General features: G+C 73.5%; 17 protein-coding genes. 14 read left to right on the plus strand and 3 right to left on the minus strand.

The features are described 5' to 3' along the window. The first annotated feature begins 13 nt into the window (after positions 1–13). The 6 genes from ribD (at position 14) to B1205_RS30265 (ending at position 4882) form a co-directional block, all read left to right on the plus strand. The gene (gene ribD, locus B1205_RS12840) at positions 14–1075 is read left to right on the plus strand and encodes a bifunctional diaminohydroxyphosphoribosylaminopyrimidine deaminase/5-amino-6-(5-phosphoribosylamino)uracil reductase RibD (RefSeq protein ID WP_089155793.1); all 1062 of its coding nucleotides are present in this window, start codon (positions 14–16) and stop codon (positions 1073–1075) included. 1 nt (position 1076) lies between these two features. Then, positions 1077–1673 (plus strand): riboflavin synthase, encoded by a 597-nt coding sequence (locus B1205_RS12845; RefSeq protein ID WP_089155794.1) that lies wholly within the window; start codon positions 1077–1079, stop codon positions 1671–1673. Then, a complete protein-coding gene (gene pnuC, locus B1205_RS12850) occupies positions 1670–2365 on the plus strand; it encodes a nicotinamide riboside transporter PnuC (protein WP_089155795.1) in 696 nt (231 codons plus the stop codon). The genes B1205_RS12845 and pnuC overlap by 4 nt, the downstream gene beginning before the upstream one ends. Beyond that, the gene (locus tag B1205_RS12855; RefSeq protein WP_089155877.1) at positions 2362–3645 is read left to right on the plus strand and encodes a bifunctional 3,4-dihydroxy-2-butanone-4-phosphate synthase/GTP cyclohydrolase II; all 1284 of its coding nucleotides are present in this window, start codon (positions 2362–2364) and stop codon (positions 3643–3645) included. The genes pnuC and B1205_RS12855 overlap by 4 nt, the downstream gene beginning before the upstream one ends. 4 nt (positions 3646–3649) lie before the next feature. Beyond that, positions 3650–4147, plus strand: a complete 498-nt coding sequence (ribH, locus tag B1205_RS12860; protein WP_089155796.1) for a 6,7-dimethyl-8-ribityllumazine synthase — start codon at positions 3650–3652, stop codon at positions 4145–4147. 435 nt (positions 4148–4582) lie between these two features. Then, positions 4583–4882 carry an alpha/beta fold hydrolase gene (locus B1205_RS30265; RefSeq protein WP_217809778.1) on the plus strand — a complete coding sequence of 100 codons (300 nt, stop codon included), beginning with the start codon at positions 4583–4585 and terminating at the stop codon, positions 4880–4882. Here B1205_RS30265 and B1205_RS12870 read toward each other — a convergent pair. The 3 genes from B1205_RS12870 to B1205_RS12880 are packed head-to-tail and all read right to left on the minus strand — an operon-like array spanning position 4860 to position 7313. Then, positions 4860–5603: an amino acid ABC transporter ATP-binding protein gene (locus B1205_RS12870; protein ID WP_089155797.1), complete on the minus strand. Its 744-nt coding sequence runs from the start codon at positions 5601–5603 to the stop codon at positions 4860–4862. The two genes, B1205_RS30265 and B1205_RS12870, sit on opposite strands and share 23 nt — an antisense overlap. A gap of 1 nt (position 5604) precedes the next feature. Further along, positions 5605–6450: an amino acid ABC transporter permease gene (locus B1205_RS12875; RefSeq protein WP_089155798.1), complete on the minus strand. Its 846-nt coding sequence runs from the start codon at positions 6448–6450 to the stop codon at positions 5605–5607. Continuing rightward, on the minus strand, positions 6447–7313 hold the full coding sequence (locus B1205_RS12880) for an ABC transporter substrate-binding protein (RefSeq protein ID WP_089155799.1): 867 nt from the start codon (positions 7311–7313) through the stop codon (positions 6447–6449). Before B1205_RS12880 ends, B1205_RS12875 begins: the two co-directional genes overlap by 4 nt. A gap of 165 nt (positions 7314–7478) precedes the next feature. On the opposite strand from B1205_RS12880, the gene B1205_RS12885 reads away from it, so the two are divergent. The 8 genes from B1205_RS12885 (at position 7479) to B1205_RS12920 (ending at position 12590) form a co-directional block, all read left to right on the plus strand. Further along, a complete protein-coding gene (locus B1205_RS12885) occupies positions 7479–7742 on the plus strand; it encodes a phosphoribosyl-ATP diphosphatase (protein ID WP_046564676.1) in 264 nt (87 codons plus the stop codon). A 43-nt stretch (positions 7743–7785) separates the two neighbouring features. Further along, a complete protein-coding gene (hisG, locus tag B1205_RS12890) occupies positions 7786–8631 on the plus strand; it encodes an ATP phosphoribosyltransferase (protein WP_089155800.1) in 846 nt (281 codons plus the stop codon). Further along, complete coding sequence (locus tag B1205_RS12895) at positions 8628–9590, plus strand: DMT family transporter (protein ID WP_089155801.1); 963 nt, start codon at positions 8628–8630, stop codon at positions 9588–9590. Before hisG ends, B1205_RS12895 begins: the two co-directional genes overlap by 4 nt. Continuing rightward, complete coding sequence (locus tag B1205_RS12900; protein ID WP_176308560.1) at positions 9587–10060, plus strand: PH domain-containing protein; 474 nt, start codon at positions 9587–9589, stop codon at positions 10058–10060. Before B1205_RS12895 ends, B1205_RS12900 begins: the two co-directional genes overlap by 4 nt. A 325-nt stretch (positions 10061–10385) precedes the next feature. After that, on the plus strand, positions 10386–11036 hold the full coding sequence (gene infC / locus B1205_RS12905; RefSeq protein ID WP_089155802.1) for a translation initiation factor IF-3: 651 nt from the start codon (positions 10386–10388) through the stop codon (positions 11034–11036). A 20-nt stretch (positions 11037–11056) separates the two neighbouring features. Beyond that, positions 11057–11251, plus strand: a complete 195-nt coding sequence (gene rpmI / locus B1205_RS12910; protein ID WP_089155803.1) for a 50S ribosomal protein L35 — start codon at positions 11057–11059, stop codon at positions 11249–11251. Positions 11252–11283: 32 nt separating this feature from the next. Then, positions 11284–11676: a 50S ribosomal protein L20 gene (rplT, locus tag B1205_RS12915; protein WP_043324928.1), complete on the plus strand. Its 393-nt coding sequence runs from the start codon at positions 11284–11286 to the stop codon at positions 11674–11676. Between the two features lie 32 nt (positions 11677–11708). Continuing rightward, the gene (locus B1205_RS12920) at positions 11709–12590 is read left to right on the plus strand and encodes a TrmH family RNA methyltransferase (RefSeq protein ID WP_089155804.1); all 882 of its coding nucleotides are present in this window, start codon (positions 11709–11711) and stop codon (positions 12588–12590) included. Positions 12591–12642 lie beyond the last annotated feature (52 nt).

Raw genomic sequence — 12642 nt, forward strand, 5'->3', positions numbered from 1 at the left:
GGCAGGACCGGCCATGGCGAGCGTCTCCGTGGACGAGGCGATGCGTCGTGCCGTCGCCCTGGCCACCCGCGGCCTCGGCGCCACCAGCCCCAACCCGGTCGTCGGCTGCGTCCTGCTCGACCCGGGCGGCGAGGTCGTCGGCGAGGGCTTCCACGCGTACGCCGGCGGGCCGCACGCCGAGATCGTCGCGCTGGCCCAGGCCGGCACGCGCGCCCGGGGCGGCACCGCGGTGGTCACGCTGGAGCCCTGTGACCACACCGGCCGCACCGGCCCGTGCAGCCACGCGCTCATCGCCGCCGGGGTGGCCCGGGTGGTGGTCGCCGTGCCCGATCCCAACCCGGTGGCCTCCGGTGGCGCGGCCACGCTGCGCGCCGCCGGGGTGCAGGTCACCCTCGGGGTACGCGCCGAGGAGGCCGAAGCCGGCAACGTCGCCTGGCTCACCTCGATGCGCCGCGGCTGGCCGTACCTGATCTGGAAGTACGCGGCCACCCTCGACGGGCGGTCCGCCGCCGCCGACGGCACCAGCATGTGGATCACCTCGGAGGCGGCCCGGACCGACGTGCACGCGCTGCGTGGCACCGTGGACGCGGTGCTCGCCGGGGTGGGCACCGTGCTCGCCGACGACCCCCGACTCACCGCCCGCAACCTGCGCGACGGCACCCTCGCGATCCGGCAGCCGCTGCGGGTGGTGGTGGACAGCTCGGGGCGTACCCCGGCCGACGCCCGGGTCCGCGACGGCGCCGCGCGGACCTGGGTGGCCACCGCCGCCGAGGTCGGCGCCGGCCCGGACGGCCGGGTCGACCTGGCGGCGCTGCTCGCCGAACTGCACCACCGGGGGGTACGCGCCGCGCTGCTGGAGGGCGGCCCCACGCTGGCCGGCGCGTTCCTCGCCGCCGGCCTGGTCGACCGGATCGTCGGGTACGTCGCGCCGAAGCTGCTCGGCGCCGGCCCCACCGCGCTGCTCGGCGCCGGCGTGACGACCATCGCCGAAGCCATCGATCTGGAGATCACCGATGTTACGCAGGTCGGTCCCGATCTGCGGATCACCGCGCTGCCCCGGAAGAGGGAGGCCTGACATGTTCACCGGCATCGTCGAGGAGCTGGGCGAGATCGTCCGGAGCACCGAGACCGGCGACGACTCGGCACTGGTCGCCATCCGCGGCCCGCTGGTCACCTCCGACGCCCGGCACGGCGACTCCATCGCGGTCAACGGAGTCTGCCTGACCGTGGTCGAGGTCGACGGTGGCGTCTTCACCGCCGACGTGATGGGCGAGACGCTGCGCCGCACCGCGCTCGGCGCGCTGCGCCCCGGCGACCCGGTCAACCTGGAACGGGCCGCCGCGTTGAACAGCCGGCTCGGCGGGCACCTGGTGCAGGGGCACGTCGACGGCGTCGGCGAGGTCGTCGCCCGGGAGCCGGCCGCGCAGTGGGAGACGGTCCGGTTCCGGCTGCCGGCCGGGCTGTCCCGCTATGTGGTGGAGAAGGGCTCGATCACCGTCGACGGCGTGTCGCTGACCGTCGCCGAGGTGGGCGACGACTGGTTCTCGGTCGGGCTCATCCCGACCACGCTCAAGCTCACCGTGCTCGGCGCGAAGCAGGTCGGTGACCCGGTCAACCTGGAGGTCGACGTGCTGGCCAAGTACGTCGAGCGGCTGCTGGGGAGTGCGCGGTGACGGGCCCGCTCGGCTGGCTGCTCGACGCGCAGGTGCACGTCGTCGGGTCGCCGGTGCTGGTCCGGGAGATCGTCGGCAACGTCTTCGGGCTGGGCTCGGCGCTGCTCGGGCTGCGCCGGGTGGTCTGGGCCTGGCCGGTCGGCATGATCGGCAACGCGCTGCTGTTCACCGTGTTCCTCGGCGGCGTCTTCGCCACCCCGCAGGCGCACGACCTCTACGGCCAGGCCGGCCGGCAGGTGTTCTTCTTCGCGGTGAGCGTCTACGGCTGGTGGCGCTGGTCGCGCAACCGCCGCTCCGGCGGCGGCGAACCCGCCGTGGTGCCGCGCTGGGCCACCGGCCGGGAACGGCTGGGCCTGCTGGTCGCCGCCGCCGTCGGCACCGCCGCCGCGTACCCGGTGCTGGCCGCGCTGGGCTCGTGGGGTCCGCTGCCGGACGCCTGGATCCTGGTCGGCAGCCTGCTCGCCACCTACGGCATGGCCCGCGGCTGGGTGGAGTTCTGGCTGGTCTGGATCGCCGTCGACGCGGTCGGCGTGCCGCTGCTGCTGCGCGGCGGCTTCTACCCGTCGGCCGCCATGTACCTCGTCTACGGCGCGTTCTGTGCCGCGGGCTTCCTCACCTGGTGGCGCACCTCGCGGGCGGTCACGGCGGCGCGCACCCCGATCCCGCCGACGTACTCGGAGGTCGTGGCATGACCAGCTTCGGTTCGATCGAGCAGGCGGTGGCGGACATCGCCGCCGGCCGGCCCGTCGTCGTGGTCGACGACGAGGACCGGGAGAACGAGGGCGACCTGATCTTCGCGGCCGAGCTGGCCACCCCCGAGCTGGTCGCGTTCATGGTGCGCCACACCTCCGGCTACATCTGCGTGCCACTGACCGAGAGCGAGTGCGACCGGCTGGACCTGCCGCCGATGCACCACACCAACCAGGACCGGCGCGGCACCGCCTACACGGTGACGGTGGACGCCCGCGAGGGGGTCAGCACCGGCATCTCGGCCGCCGACCGGTCGCACACCATCCGGCTGCTCGCCGACGCCGCCACCGACCCGACCGACCTGGCCCGGCCCGGCCATGTGGTGCCGCTGCGCGCCCGGTCCGGCGGGGTGCTGCGCCGCCCCGGGCACACCGAGGCCGCGGTTGACCTGACCCGGCTGGCCGGGCTGCGCCCCGCCGGGGTCCTGTGCGAGCTGGTCAACGACGACGGCACCATGATGCGCCTGCCGGACCTGGAGAAGTTCTCCGCCGAGCACGGCCTGACGCTGGTCACCATCGCCGACCTGATCGCGCACCGGCGGCGCACCGAGAAGCAGGTGGAGCTGGCCGCCGAGGCCCGCATGCCCACCCCGTACGGGGTGTTCCGGGCGTACGGCTACCGTGCCGAGCACGACCCGGCCGAACACGTCGCGTTGGTCATCGGCGACCTCGGCGACGGGCGGGACGTGCTGGTGCGGGTGCACTCCGAGTGCCTCACCGGGGATGTCTTCGGCTCGCTGCGCTGCGACTGCGGCCCGCAGTTGCAGGCCGCGCTGGCCCGGGTCGCCGAGGAGGGCCGCGGGGTGGTGCTCTACGTGCGCGGGCACGAGGGCCGGGGCATCGGCCTGCTGCACAAGCTCCAGGCGTACCAGTTGCAGGACCAGGGGCGTGACACCGTGGACGCGAACCTCGACCTGGGGCTGCCGGCCGACGCCCGCGACTACGGCACCGGCGCGCAGATCCTGTACGACCTCGGCGTCCGCTCGATGCGGCTGCTGACCAACAACCCGGCCAAGCGGGCCGGGCTGGAGGGGTACGGCCTCACCGTGACCGGTCGGGAGGGGCTGCCCGTGCGGTCCAACCCGGAGAACGTGCGCTACCTGCGTACCAAGCGGGACCGGATGGGTCACCTCCTGGACGGGCTGGACGAGGTGGTCGAGATGACCGAGGCGACCGAGGCGCCGATGGGGCGCCCGGTCGCCGGCGACGAGATCGGAGCGTAGACCGATGGCGGGTTTCGGAGAGCCGGGCGTGACCGAGGTGGACGCCGCCGGGCTGACCGTCGGCGTGGTGGCCGCGCGCTGGCACGGCGAGCTGACCGACCACATGGCCGAGCGCGCGAGGGAAGCGGCCGAGGCGTGCGGCGCGCGCGCCGTGGTGGCCCGGGTGGCCGGCTCGGTGGAGCTGCCGGTGGTGGCCCAGGCGATGGCCCGGCGCTTCGACGTGGTGGTCGCGCTCGGCGTCGTGTTACGCGGCGCGACCGCGCACTTCGACTACGTCTGCCAGTCGGTCACCGAAGGGCTGACCCGGGTGGCGCTGGACGAGGGCAAGCCGGTGGCGCACGGGGTGCTCACGGTGGACACCATCGAGCAGGCCCGCGACCGGGCCGGGCTGCCCGGCTCGGCCGAGGACAAGGGCTGGGCGGCGACGGTGGCGGCGCTGGACGCCGCGCTGGCGATCCGCGCCCTGGACGCCGCCAACGCCCACCGGGTGGGCTTCGCCTGACCGACCGGCGGTCGTGCCGGCGGCGGCGTCATCCCTTCGGCCGGCGGCGGGCCGCGGGCCGCGGCCGACATGGCCTGCCGCACGCTACGAACGTGATGGCGTGGATGACTCACCCGTCGCCGCACAGATCATGCTGGGCGCGGGGACACGGGGTCGGGAGTGCCCTCGGTGAGTCGCGCGGCGGACGGTTCGAACGCCACCGGTGTGTACCGGGCCGTGACACACCCATGCTGTTCCACTCACGGGCCGGATGGGGCGTTGGTGGAACGCTGTGGGTGTCTACCGCACTCCGACACACCCATGCTGTTCCACTCACGGCCCGGGTGGGGCGTGGGTGGAACGCTGTGGGTGTCTACCGCGCCATGACACACACTCTTGACGTCTCACCCGCCGGACGGGGTGGGGCGATCGGGTGTGTCAGGACCGCGCCGGCGTATGCGGGGTCGGGCGGGTTGTGGTGACTGCCCCGGCGACGAGGTCGCGTACGCGGAGCTGCCCGGGCTGCGGATGGCGTGCCGGCGCCGGGGCCGGATCAACGTGCCGACCCTGGTGGTGGCCGGCGGGCCCACCAGTCACCTTCCGCAGCACGAACTGGCCCGGATGGCCCCCCGGATCCCGGCCGCCCGCCTGGTCACGATCGACGCCGGTCACGCGGTCCCGGCCAACCGCCCGACGCCGTCCGCACCTTCCTCGCCGGGCGGTAGGTCGCCGGTCAGAGCCGGCCCGCTTCGATGATCCTCCGCAGGAACTGCCGGGTACGCGGCTGGGTCGGCTCGCCGAGCACCTGCTCCGGTGGGCCGGCCTCGACCACCCGGCCGCCGTCGAGGAAGCAGACCTGGTCGGCGACCTCCCGCGCGAAGCCCATCTCATGGGTGGCCAGCACCATCGTCATGCCGTCCGTCTTCAGGTCACGGATCATCGACAGCACCTCGCCGACCAGTTCCGGGTCGAGCGCGGAGGTGACCTCGTCCAGCAGCATCAGCCGAGGTTGGTTGGCCAGGGCCCGGACGATCGCGACCCGCTGCTGCTGACCTCCGGACAGCCGGTCCGGGTAGGCGGTCGCCTTTCCGGCCAGGCCGACCCGGTCGAGCAGCTCCCGCGCCTGCGCCTCGGCCTCGGCGCGGGCCCGACGGTGCACCCGGCGCGGGGCGAGGGTGACGTTCTCCAGCACGGTCAGGTGCGGGAACAGGTTGTAGGACTGGAACACCATCCCGATGCGCCGGCGTACCCGGTCCGGGTCGACGCGCGGGTCGGAGATCTCCTCGCCGTCCAGCTCGATCACCCCGTCGTCCAGTTCCTCCAGCAGGTTGACGCAGCGCAGCAGCGTCGACTTGCCGGAGCCGGACGCGCCGATCAGCGCCACCACCTGATGCTCCTCGACGGTCAGGTCCAGGTGGTCGAGGACGACGTGGTCGCCGAACTCCTTGCGTAGGCCCCGGCAGGTGAGCAAGGCCATGTCAGCCCCCGGACTGGCGTCGGGCCGAGCGCAGGGTCACCCAGTCGGTGACTGCGATCAGCGGGATGGCGAGCAGCACGAACAGCGCCCCGGCCAGGATGTACGGGGTGTAGTTGAACGTCTCCGCGGTGGCGATCTGGGCGGCCCGGACCGCGTCGATCGGCCCGGCCAGGGACACCAGGCCGACGTCCTTCTGCAGTGCCACCACGTCGTTGAGCAGCGGTGGGGCGACGCGCCGTACGGCCTGGGGCAGCACCACGTGTCGCATGGTCTGCCGGTAGGTCAGCCCGAGCGAGCGGGCCGCCGCGAGCTGGCTCGGGTGGATCGACTCGATGCCGGCCCGGAAGACCTCCGCCAGGTAGCCCCCGTAGGTGAGCACCAGGGCGAGGCCGCCGAGCACCAGCACCGGCGGCATGCCCTGGAGACGCAGCCCGGGCACGCCCAGGGTGAGCACGTACAGCACGATGATCAGCGGCAGGCCCCGGAAGGTGTAGGTGTAGCCCGCGGCGAGTGCCCGGATCGGGAAGAAGGCCGGGCCGCGCAGCGTCCGCAGCAGGGCGATCACCAGCCCGAGCAGCAGCGCGCCGGCCGCGCAGCACACCAGCAGCCGCACGTTGAGCCAGAGCCCGGTGAGCACGGCCGGCAGGGCGTCCCGGGCGATCGCCGGGTCGAGGAAGGACTCGCGGACGCGGTCCCAACCGGGCGCGCCGGTGACGGCGAGGACCAGCAGCGTGCCGAGCGCCGCCGTGGAGCAGGCGGCGACCAACACGCTGCGGACGCCCTGCCGACGCCGGTGCTCGGCCCGTCGCTGCTGGGCCGGGGAGGGGACGTGGCGCAGCAGGCTCACCGCAGCTCGGCCGCTCCGGCCACCTGGGTGAGCCACTTCTGCTCCAGTTGCTTCAACGTCCCGGCGTCACCCAACCCGGCGACCGCCGCGCTGACGCAGCTGGTGAGCGGGGAGCCCTTGTCCAGCAGCAGGCCGAACGCCTCCGGGTCGACGCCCTGGGGCACCTGACCGACGATCGTGGCGTCGGTGAGTTCGGCCCCGGTGATGTAGAAGGCGGTCGGCAGGTCCACCACCAGGCCGTCGAGCTGCCCGTTCTGCAGCGCCTTCTTGGCGTCGTCGTTGCTGTTGTAGACCTGCGGCTTCGTGGTCGGCTTGATCACGTCGGTGATGGCGCGGTAGCTGGTGGTGCCGACCTGGGCGCCCAGCTTGGCGTTGCGCAGGTCGGCGAGCGTGGTCTTCCCGGCGATCCGGGACGACTTCAGGGCGATCACGGTCTGCCGGACCAGGTAGTACGGCGGGGAGAAGTCGACCGCCCGCTGACGTTCCTGGGTGATGGAGAACTGGTTGACGTCGAAGTCGAAGTCCTTGGGGCCCGGGGCGATGGCGGCGTCGAACTTCACCCGGGTCCAGGTGACGTCGGCCCGGTCGTACCCGAGCTTCTCGGCCACCGCGTAGGCCACGGCGGCCTCGAACCCTTCACCGTTCTCCGGCTTGTTGTCCTTGAACCACGGCTCGTACGCGGGCTCGTCGGTGGCGATGGTGAGCTTTCCGGGGGTGCGGGTCTTCAGGGTCTCCTTGGCGCACGGCGCGCTGCTGGAGCCGCTCGCGGCCGGGGTCGGGTCGTCGTCCTGGGGGGCGCATCCGGCGGCGACGAGGACGACGGCGGCGGCGGTGAGCGCGACGGTACGTGAGCTGCGGGCCATGGCGGACAGCGTAGGGCCGATGCGGTGCGGTGCTGAAGGGTACCCCACCAAACAGGTAGGAAATTGTGGCCGGATCGGGGCCGTCCCGTTGCCGGAGCCGGCCGGCGGGACCCACGGCGGGACCCACCGCCACGCGTGGCCCACCGGGACTGGAAGAATCGCGGTGTGAAGACGTTCGAGGAGTTGTTCGCCGAGCTGCAGGCCAAGGCCGCCGCCGGCACCCCGGGCTCGGGCACCGTCGAGGCGCTCGCCAAGGGCGTGCACTTCATCGGCAAGAAGGTCGTCGAGGAGGCGGCCGAGTCGTGGATGGCGGCCGAGCACGAGGGTCCGGAGCGGGCCGCGGAGGAGATCTCGCAGCTGCTCTACCAGGCGCAGGTGCTGATGCTGGCCACCGGTCTCGACCTCAAGGACGTCTACCGACATCTGTGAGTGCCGTCCGCTGATCATCCGATCGAACGAAGGAGCACTCCCCATGCTGCGTGTCGCCGTACCCAACAAGGGCGCCCTGGCCGAGTCGGCCGCCGGGATGCTGCGCGAAGCGGGCTACCGCCAGCGCACCGACCCGAAGGACCTGGTCTGCCGGGACGAGCCCAACGACATCGAGTTCTTCTACCTGCGCCCCAAGGACATCGCCACCTACGTCGGTTCCGGCGACCTGGACGTCGGCATCACCGGGCGGGACCTGCTGATCGACTCCGGCGCGCCGGCCGAGGAGGTGGTCGACCTCGACTTCGGTCGGGCCACCTTCCGGTTCGCCGCCCGCCCGCAGGACGTGGACGACGTGCGGGATCTGGGTGGGCACCGGATCGCCACCGCGTACCCGGGTCTGGTCGAGCGGCACCTGGCCGAGCTGGACGTCAAGGCCGAGGTGATCCGGCTCGACGGCGCGGTGGAGAACGCCATCCGGCTCGGCGTGGCCGACGTGGTCGCCGACGTGGTGGAAACCGGCGCCACCCTGCGCCAGGCCGGCCTGGTGGTCTTCGGCGAGCCGCTGCTGCGTTCCTCGGCGGTGCTGGTCCGCCGCGCCGGCGCGTCCGACGGCGCCCAGCAGGAGCAGTTGCGGCGCCGGCTGCACGGCGTGCTGGTCGCCCGCCGTTACGTGATGCTCGCCTACGACGTGCCGGCCGGCCTGCTCGACCGGGCCAGTTCGCTCACCCCGGGCATCGAGTCGCCCACGGTCTCGCCGCTGCACCGGGAGGGCTGGGTCGCGGTGCAGGCCATGGTGCTCCGCGACGACGTGCACCGGATCATGGACGAGCTGTACGAGTTGGGCGCCCGGGCGATCCTGGTCACCAACATCCACGCCTGTCGGCTGTGAGGCCGCTGCCGCTGTCCGCCGCGCTGGCCGTCGTGGTCCTGGGCGGGGTGGCCTCGGCCGCCCAGGGCGTGGTCAACGCCGAGGTGGGGGAGCGGACCGGCGACCCGGTCCTCGGCGCGGTGGTCAACAACGTGGGCGGCTGCCTGGTCGTGCTGGTCGGCCTGGTGGTCGTACCCTCGATGCGCGCCGGGCTGGCCGGGCTGCGCCGCGCCGGCCTGCCGTGGTGGGCGTACCTGGGCGGGGTCGGCGGCGCGGTGATCGTGCTGGTCGCGCCGGTGGTGGTGCCGGCGCTCGGGGTGGCGGTGTTCACCATCGCCCAGGTGGCCGGCGGCAGCATCGGCGGCCTGGCGGTCGACCGGGCCGGGGTGGCCGCCGCCGGTCGGTTGCCGCTCACCGTGCCCCGGGTGGCCGGGGCGTTGCTCGGCGTCGGCGCGGTGGCCCTCGCCCAGCTCGGCCGGCCGGTCGGCGAGCTGGCGGTCGGGCTGGTGCTGCTCTCCGTCGTCGGTGGGCTGGCGGTGTCGCTCCAGTCCGCGCTCAACGGCCGGGTCGCCGCCGGGGTGGGGCCGGCCGCCGGTCTCGCGGTGAACTTCGTGGTCAGCACGTCGGTGATTGGTGCAGTGGCGGTGCTGGCGGGGACGCTGGCCGACCAGCCCCGCTGGCCGACGCAGTGGTGGCTCTACGTCGGTGGCGTGTTCGGCGTCGGCATCGTGTTGGCCCTGCTGGTCGGCGTACGCGCCGCCGGGGTGCTGCGGACCGGCCTGGCGCTGGTGGCGGGGCAGCTCGGCGGCGCGCTGCTGCTGGACCTGGCACTGCCCGACGGGCCCGGCGTCCGGCTGCCGGTGCTGGCCGGGGCCGTGCTCACGCTGCTGGCCGTGGTGGTGGCCGGCGTGCATCGGCGCGGTCCGGTCCGGGTGGCGGCCGAGGGTGAGCGCGAACCGGATGGCAGACTGGTCGGGTGAGCGATTCCGTGGTGACCGTGCGGCCGCGCCGCATCCGGCTGGTCTGCTGGGCGTCGGCGGTCACGCTGCTGGTGGTGTTCAGCCTCGTCGCGACCTCGCTGACCGGCGCCACCGGCGACGGCTACGGCACGTTCCAGCGCGGCGACCAGTTCGCCATGGTCGGGCTCGGTGTCTTCGGCGCGCTCGGGTTCCTGCTGTTCACCCGTCCCCGGGTGGTCGCCGACGCCCGCGGCGTGCGGGTGCGCAACGTGATCGGCTCCTACGAGCTGCCCTGGGAGGTGATCCGCGGGGTCCGGTTCGACCGGGGGGCTCCGTGGGCCAGCCTGGAGCTGCACGACGACGACCTGCTGCCGATGGTCGCGTTGCAGGCCGCCGACAAGGAGAGCGCGGTCGAGGCGGTCCGCGCGCTGCGTCGCCTGCACCAGGCCCACCTGGCGGAGCGTGCCGCCGGCCATCCGGCACCCCGCTGACCGGCGGGCCCGGTTTGGGTGGGCCTGGGCCGAGGGTGTAGTGTGGCGTGGTCGACCCGACTGCCCCCGTCCCTGACGAGCGGGCGGTCGAGAAGCGGAGCGCCCGCTCCCACCCGAGTCGCCGTCCAGGTGTCCGGGTCCGGTCCCCGGTTTCGGGCACGTCCCGATCCCGGATGCGCGATCCTGTGATCGTGCCGACCGGTCGAGTGGGCCCTGGCATGCGCCGGGGCCTTCTGCTTTCCGGGTCGGCTCCCACCCGGGAGCCCGCGGAGTCGGCACCGTAGGACACTCGACTCGAGGAGGCCCCATCAGCGTCGAACCACGCGTGAACGAGCAGATCCGGGCACGTGAGGTCCGACTGGTCGGCCCTGAGGGTGAGCAGGTGGGCATCGTCCCGCTGGAGCGCGCCCTGCAGCTGGCCGCGGACGTCGACCTGGACCTGGTCGAGGTTGCGCCGATGGCGCGCCCGCCGGTGTGCAAGCTCATGGACTTCGGCAAGTTCAAGTACGAGAGCGCACTGAAGGCGCGCGAAGCGCGGCGTAACCAGCAGCAGACCGTCATCAAGGAAATGAAGCTTCGGCCGAAGATCGACCCGCACGACTACGAGACCAAGAAGGGTCACGTGGTGCGGTTCCTCAAGGCCGGCGACAAGGTCAAGGTCACGATCATGTTCCGTGGTCGGGAGCAGAGCCGCCCGGAGCTGGGCTACCGGCTCCTGCGCCGGCTCGAGTCCGAGATCACCGACCTGGGATACGTCGAGGCCGCGCCGAAGCAGGACGGTCGTAACATGATCATGGTTCTCGCTCCGCACCGGGCCGTCAAGGCCTCCGCGGTCGCCGCCACGGCGTCCCGCGGCGGGCCCCGGGACCGGTCCGCGGAGGAGTCGGCCGCACCGGCAGGTGGCGAGACCCCGGAGGCCGGCGAGACCGCAGCCGCCGGTGAGACCGGTACGACCGCTGACACCAGCGGCCAGTAACAGGGGAGAAGACGTTCCACATGCCGAAGATGAAGAGCCACACGGGTATGGGCAAGCGGGTCAAGGTGACCGGCAAGGGCAAGATCGTCTCTGAGCAGGCCGGCAAGCGCCACCTGCTCGAGGGCAAGGCCTCCACCCGCACCCGGCGGCTGACCGGCACCGTCGAGGTCGCCAAGGCCGACACCAAGCGCATCAAGAAGCTGCTCGGCCGCTGACGCGCGCCACCTGAACCGAAGAAGGAGTTGAGATGGCACGCGTCAAGCGGGCTGTGAACGCCCAGAAGAAGCGTCGTACCCTGCTGGAGACCGCGAGTGGTTACCGCGGTCAGCGCTCCCGGCTCTACCGCAAGGCCAAGGAGCAGGTGCTGCACTCGATGCAGTACTCCTACCGGGACCGTCGCGACCGCAAGGGCGACTTCCGGCAGCTCTGGATCCAGCGGATCAACGCCGGCGCCCGGGCCAACGGCCTGACCTACAACCGGCTGATCCAGGGCCTGCGCCTGGCCGGCATCGAGGTCGACCGGAAGATCCTGGCCGACATGGCCGTCAACGACGCCGCCTCGTTCGCGGCGATCGTCGAACTGGCCCGCGCCGCCGTGGCGGCCGAGGGCACCGGTGGCGCCGCGGCTCAGGCCGCCTGACCCACCCCGCACCGCAGATCGAGGCGTCTCCCATGCAGTCACCGTCGCACGGGAGGCGCCTCGACGTCGTCCCCGGCCCGTTCACCCCGCGTACCCCCAGGGTCGCCGCGGCCCGCCGGCTGCACCGCCGGCGCGACCGCGAGCAGACCGGCCGGTTCCTGGCCGAGGGGCCGCAGGCCGTCCGCGAGGCGCTGGCCCGGGCCGGCACCGTGGTCGAGCTGTTCGGCACCCCGGCGGCGCTGGACCGGTACGCCGACCTCGCGGCGGTCGCCGCCCGCGCCGACGTGCCGGTCTCCGAGGTCACCGACGACGCCCTGGCGGCGCTCGCCGAGACCGTGGCCCCGCAGGGCCTGGTGGCCGTCTGCCGGCACCTCGACGTGCCCCTGGCCGAGGCGCTGGCGCGCGGGCCGCGGCTGGTCGCGGTGCTCGCCGGGATCCGTGACCCGGGCAACGCCGGGACCGTGCTGCGCACCGCCGACGCGGCCGGCGCGGGCGCGGTGGTCGTCGCCGGCGAGGCCGTCGACCCGTACAACGGCAAGTGCGTGCGGGCGTCCGCCGGCAGCCTCTTCCACGTCGACGTGGTCCGCGCCGCCGACCCGCTCGCGGCCGTCGAGGCGCTGCGGGTCGCCGGGCTGACGATCTTCGCCACCACCGGGTACGGCGACAGCGACCTCGACGACCTCGCCGACGCCGGCCGGCTCGCCGCACCGACCGCCTGGCTGTTCGGGTCGGAGGCGCACGGCCTGCCCGAGGAGTTGACCGCCGTGGCCGACGCCCGGGTCCGGGTGCCGCTGCACGGGCGCGCGGAGAGCCTGAACCTGGCTGCGGCGGCGGCCGTCTGCCTGTATTCTTCGGCCAGAGCACTGCGTGTCCCCCGGGGCGCGCGGGAAACAGCAGGGGAGTCCGCCTCGTGATGAACGCGCCACGGCGTTCGTTTAGCCAGCCCGCCGGTCTCGGCGGGGGGGG

This window comes from Micromonospora sp. NBS 11-29 (genome assembly GCF_002140155.1).
In the GTDB taxonomy this organism is placed as follows: Bacteria; Actinomycetota; Actinomycetes; order Mycobacteriales; family Micromonosporaceae; genus Micromonospora.

Excerpts from the sequence above, each read along its gene's own strand:
- ribD (WP_089155793.1), top strand. The coding sequence starts at position 14 with ATGGCGAGCGTCTCCGTGGACGAGGCGATGCGTCGTGCCGTCGCCCTG.
- B1205_RS12845 (WP_089155794.1), top strand. The coding sequence starts at position 1,077 with ATGTTCACCGGCATCGTCGAGGAGCTGGGCGAGATCGTCCGGAGCACC.
- B1205_RS12855 (WP_089155877.1), top strand. The coding sequence starts at position 2,362 with ATGACCAGCTTCGGTTCGATCGAGCAGGCGGTGGCGGACATCGCCGCC.
- ribH (WP_089155796.1), top strand. The coding sequence starts at position 3,650 with ATGGCGGGTTTCGGAGAGCCGGGCGTGACCGAGGTGGACGCCGCCGGG.
- B1205_RS30265 (WP_217809778.1), top strand. The coding sequence starts at position 4,583 with ATGCGGGGTCGGGCGGGTTGTGGTGACTGCCCCGGCGACGAGGTCGCG.
- B1205_RS12870 (WP_089155797.1), bottom strand. The coding sequence starts at position 5,603 with ATGGCCTTGCTCACCTGCCGGGGCCTACGCAAGGAGTTCGGCGACCAC.
- B1205_RS12880 (WP_089155799.1), bottom strand. The coding sequence starts at position 7,313 with ATGGCCCGCAGCTCACGTACCGTCGCGCTCACCGCCGCCGCCGTCGTC.
- hisG (WP_089155800.1), top strand. The coding sequence starts at position 7,786 with ATGCTGCGTGTCGCCGTACCCAACAAGGGCGCCCTGGCCGAGTCGGCC.
- rpmI (WP_089155803.1), top strand. The coding sequence starts at position 11,057 with ATGCCGAAGATGAAGAGCCACACGGGTATGGGCAAGCGGGTCAAGGTG.
- rplT (WP_043324928.1), top strand. The coding sequence starts at position 11,284 with ATGGCACGCGTCAAGCGGGCTGTGAACGCCCAGAAGAAGCGTCGTACC.
- B1205_RS12920 (WP_089155804.1), top strand. The coding sequence starts at position 11,709 with ATGCAGTCACCGTCGCACGGGAGGCGCCTCGACGTCGTCCCCGGCCCG.